Origin of the sequence: Halomonas sp. (assembly GCF_052095765.1) — a bacterium.
GTDB lineage: Bacteria > Pseudomonadota > Gammaproteobacteria > Pseudomonadales > Halomonadaceae > Halomonas.
In genome coordinates this window covers 15851-19937 of the sequence record NZ_JBQDJZ010000046.1, presented here as the reverse complement: position 1 = coordinate 19937, position 4087 = coordinate 15851, and the positions used below count along the sequence as shown (strand labels likewise).

At 47.8% G+C, this 4087-nt stretch carries 5 protein-coding genes; 2 read left to right on the top strand and 3 right to left on the bottom strand.

Going from position 1 to position 4087, the window contains the following annotated elements; genetic code table 11:
* Positions 1 to 54 precede the first annotated feature (54 nt).
* Positions 55 to 840: a pyridoxal-dependent decarboxylase gene (locus ACTH3D_RS07625; RefSeq protein ID WP_441666466.1), complete on the top strand. Its 786-nt coding sequence runs from the start codon at positions 55 to 57 to the stop codon at positions 838 to 840.
* 102 nt (positions 841 to 942) lie between these two features.
* Positions 943 to 2493: a glutamate:gamma-aminobutyrate antiporter gene (gene gadC, locus ACTH3D_RS07620; protein ID WP_441666465.1), complete on the top strand. Its 1551-nt coding sequence runs from the start codon at positions 943 to 945 to the stop codon at positions 2491 to 2493.
* Positions 2494 to 2589: 96 nt separating this feature from the next.
* Here gadC and ACTH3D_RS07615 read toward each other — a convergent pair whose 3' ends face one another.
* From ACTH3D_RS07615 to ACTH3D_RS07605, 3 genes are all read right to left on the bottom strand, one after another.
* A complete protein-coding gene (locus ACTH3D_RS07615) occupies positions 2590 to 3060 on the bottom strand; it encodes a DUF2127 domain-containing protein (RefSeq protein WP_441666464.1) in 471 nt (156 codons plus the stop codon).
* An 85-nt stretch (positions 3061 to 3145) separates the two neighbouring features.
* Positions 3146 to 3760, bottom strand: coding sequence for a pentapeptide repeat-containing protein (locus tag ACTH3D_RS07610; RefSeq protein WP_441666463.1), 615 nt, complete (start codon positions 3758 to 3760; stop codon positions 3146 to 3148).
* Between the two features lie 47 nt (positions 3761 to 3807).
* The coding region (locus ACTH3D_RS07605) for a phosphatase PAP2 family protein (RefSeq protein WP_441666462.1) at positions 3808 to 4087 on the bottom strand (280 nt) is incomplete at its 5' end.

Sequence of the window (4087 nt, the reverse complement as noted above, 5' to 3'; positions counted from 1 at the left end):
GTGTCAGTTATCCTACATACATTATGCACGAAAACTTTCGGTTAGGCACTTACCATGGGCGTAACCTTTACCTGCCAATATGAGCCTGTAAAAGATGTGCATGATGCACTAGACAAGCTGCAAGAAGAGACAGGCCTTGATATTCCCATGCATGTTGATGGCGCCAGCGGCGGTTTTCTTGCGCCCTTCTGCGCACCAGATATTGCATGGGATTTTCGCCTACCACGCGTAAAGTCGATCAACTCGTCTGGCCATAAGTTTGGTCTAGCACCTCTTGGCTCAGGCTGGGTCATTTGGCGCGAAGCTAGCGACCTACCGGAGGAGCTGATTTTTAACGTCAACTATCTTGGCGGCAACATGCCCACGTTCGCCTTGAACTTCTCACGTCCTGGCGGGCAAATTATTGCCCAGTATTACAACTTTTTGCGCTTAGGCCGCGAAGGTTACACAAAAATACACAATGCCTGTTATAACACTGCTCAATACCTATCGCGCGAAATAGCAAACATGGGCCCCTTTGAAATGATTTTCGAAGGTGATAAAGAAAATGGAATACCAGCCCTTGCCTGGAAGCTTAAAGATAACGCCAATACTGGCGACTACACCCTGTATGACCTGGCAGACCGCTTACGCAGCCGCGGGTGGCAGGTGCCAGCTTATTCAATGCCTGCCGATCGCGAAGACTTGGTCGTTCAGCGCATTCTGGTCCGCCACGGTGTGAGCTACGACCTTGCCAGCCTGCTCATTGAAGATATGAAGCGTGCACTGGACCATTTCGAAAAACACCCTGTAAGTAAGCCGTTAACTGAAGAAGAAGCCAGCGGATTTAACCACGGGTAAGCACCTATATTTTACGACTAAAGCTTGGGGGAAGGGTTTCCCCCAAGCTTTTATATAAACCTGCATCTCATTTTTCTTTGCCATATAAATGTAGGGTGTACTATGAAAAATACTAACACAGCACCAACGACTAGCCAGCTGTCGTTGCTTGGGTTTTTTGCTATAACAGCCTCTATGGTAATGGCTGTTTACGAATACCCAACATTTGCAACATCAGGCTTTAGCCTTGTCTTCTTTTTGCTACTTGGTGGAATTCTTTGGTTTATTCCAGTCGGCTTATGCGCCGCTGAGATGGCGACTGTTGAAGGATGGGAGGAAGGTGGAGTATTTACCTGGGTATCTAATACGTTGGGTGAGCGGTGGGGATTTGCTGCAATTTCATTTGGCTACCTGCAAATAGCCGTTGGTTTCATCCCAATGCTTTATTTTGTTTTAGGCGCCTTATCTTATATTTTAAAGTGGCCAGAACTTAACACTGACCCTATTACTAAAACCATCGCTGGGCTGGTAATTCTTTGGGTACTTGCCTTTACTCAGCTGGGTGGTACTAAGCATACAGCCCAGATTGCTAAGGTCGGCTTTTTTGCTGGCATCCTTTTGCCTGCTTTAATTCTTATTGGTCTTGCTATTTCATATTTAGTTAGTGGAGCTCCGCTACAAATTGAAATGAGCGCGGCAACGTTCTTCCCAGACTTTACAAAAATAGGTACTTTGGTCGTATTTGTCGCATTTATTCTCAGCTATATGGGCGTGGAAGCCTCAGCAACACACGTAAATGAAATGAAAAACCCAGGCAGAGACTACCCTATGGCAATGATCATGCTAATGATTGCTGCCATTTTCCTGAGCTCTGTTGGCGGGCTTTCTGTCGCATCAGTAATTCCACATAATGAAATCAACCTCTCTTCTGGCGTAGTACAAACATTCAACGTTTTAGTTACCCACTTTGGCGCAGGCTTCGAATGGACGGTCAGAGTGATCGCTGCGCTATTGATGCTTGGTGTTTTGGCTGAAATTGCGGCTTGGATCGTCGGGCCATCTCGCGGCATGTATGTCACAGCACAAAAAGGAATTTTGCCTAAATCTCTAGCAAAGGTTAATAAAAATGGTGTGCCGGTCAATCTGGTTATCTCCCAGCTGACCCTTACTACTATTGCGCTGATCGTTCTGACGAATACGGGTGGCGGTAACAACATGTCGTTTTTGATTGCCCTGGCACTCACAGTTGTTATTTACCTGTGCAGCTACTTTATGTTGTTCCTCGGCTACATACACCTTATTCGTAAGCAGCCTGAAAAGAAGCGAGCATTCCGTATTCCTGGCAACAACACCTTTAAAATTCTGGTGGCATCTGCAGGTCTCATTATCTCTTTTCTCGCATTTTTTGTTTCTTTCTTCCCACCGAGTACTCTATCTGGAGAAAAATCAGACAGCTATGTAGCACTACTTGCTGTCAGCTTCCTGGTTGTCGCAGCACTGCCATTTATTATCTATGCACTGCATGACAAGAAAAACAAAAAAACAGGAGTATCCATGGTGCCTGTTAAAACACACAATGCGCCCAGTGGTCACTTCTTTATTCACCCAAGGGCGAGAACAACGCACCACCTTGTTGTAGATAATGACGCAGGCACGCAGACACCTGAAAATTAAATAACCTTACAGCCACTTTCCTGAAAAAGCCCTGCAGACTATTCATAATTGAACGCTGCAGGGCTTTTTTCAAAAAATGAGGTAAATTGATGTATACTACCCCTGCATTTTCTCGCTCCGCTGCTTCAACAACAGCAAATGTGCCATATACAGAACAACAACAAGATTGACCACAAAAATAACCACGCCAAGAACGGTTGGGTGAGTGATCATCGAGCGGATTTCAAGTGGGATATAGATACCGCCACTTAATAGTGAAAACCACTGAGCCCAGGTGCGCGCTCGCCATAGACCATAGGCTTCAATTAAGCGGAGCAATGAATAGACCAGTGCACCCAAGGCAAGAAAACTCATTTTAATATTTGAGTAGTTATCTGCTGCATGGAGGAAAATACTGGGAAAATGACTTGCCGGATTAAGGTGTGCATGTCGCACCAGCGCTTCTGCAATATCCAGCAGACTACGGTCTGCAAACAGGTGTATTCCAAAGGCAACAACTAGGGATAGCAAGCCTTTGCTTGCCTCCAGCGCCGCAATTGCTTTCAGGTTGCTATGTGCTGATGTCATTCTCTCTCCTTTTGTTGGACCTTAGCGTACCGCCGCCTCAGCTTGCCAATCAGGCCATCTGGCCTCACACGCTTGATTGGCCAAGCTAGTCGACCAGCTCAATACCCAGGCTTTCTAGCAGGTTGAGCGCTTCAAACCGACTGAATCTGGCGTTACCCACCCGGTTAGCCGTGACATCAATGCTGAAATTGCTCGCCTCGGAGAAATCACCGCCGCCAATATCCGTATCCTGGAACACAGCACCTGAGAAGTCGCTACCGGTGAAACTGGCGTTACGAAACTCACCTGCGCTGAAATCCACCTGATGGGCGCGACAGGACTCCATCACCAAGTCTTCCAGCAAAAGTCCGTGAAATGACCCCTGATCGAGGATTGAGCGAAAAAAGCTGACAGGAGCATCAACCGCCAGCGATGGCCATGACACCGCTGTCCAGTCCACGCCAATCAACTTTGTTTCAAAAAAGCGTACCGCCGACAGCTTGCTGTAACTGAAACTGGCAACACTCAGGTTACAGGCTGTGAAGTCACACTCAACAAAACGGCAGCGCCGGAATACCGCGCCGCTGAAATCGCAGCCCTTGAAGCTACAGCCCTCAAACGCTGCTGCAACAAGTTCCAATCCGGAAGCATCCAGACCTTCAAATGCTTGCTGGTCATATACAGCCTGATTATTCAGCACCTGCTGTGAATTCGAGCTCATCCTGCCTCCATGTCACCTTGCTCAAGTCGCACAGTACGACTCAGATGTTACAGACTCAGGCCTGATTTCTGCCCCGGCAGCCGGATTTTGAGCACCTGATTCATGACAGGATTCATCAGGCGGGTTTTTTCGAACAGACAGTGCATCAGAAAAGCCGAGACCCCGCCGACAGCTACCGCTCCCAGCACATCCAGAGGGAAGTGAACGCCAACGTAAATTCTGGCCAGGCCGCCAAGCACACTCAACAGACACAGCATACCGCCCAGCTTGCGGGTATGACTGCTAAGCAGCAGGCTGATTGCAATGCAGAACAGAAAGGTGGTGTGA

Bases quoted from the DNA above. Each gene is read 5' to 3' on its own strand.
- ACTH3D_RS07625 (WP_441666466.1), top strand. From the start codon at position 55: ATGGGCGTAACCTTTACCTGCCAATATGAGCCTGTAAAAGATGTGCAT.
- gadC (WP_441666465.1), top strand. From the start codon at position 943: ATGAAAAATACTAACACAGCACCAACGACTAGCCAGCTGTCGTTGCTT.
- ACTH3D_RS07615 (WP_441666464.1), bottom strand. From the start codon at position 3,060: ATGACATCAGCACATAGCAACCTGAAAGCAATTGCGGCGCTGGAGGCA.
- ACTH3D_RS07610 (WP_441666463.1), bottom strand. From the start codon at position 3,760: ATGAGCTCGAATTCACAGCAGGTGCTGAATAATCAGGCTGTATATGAC.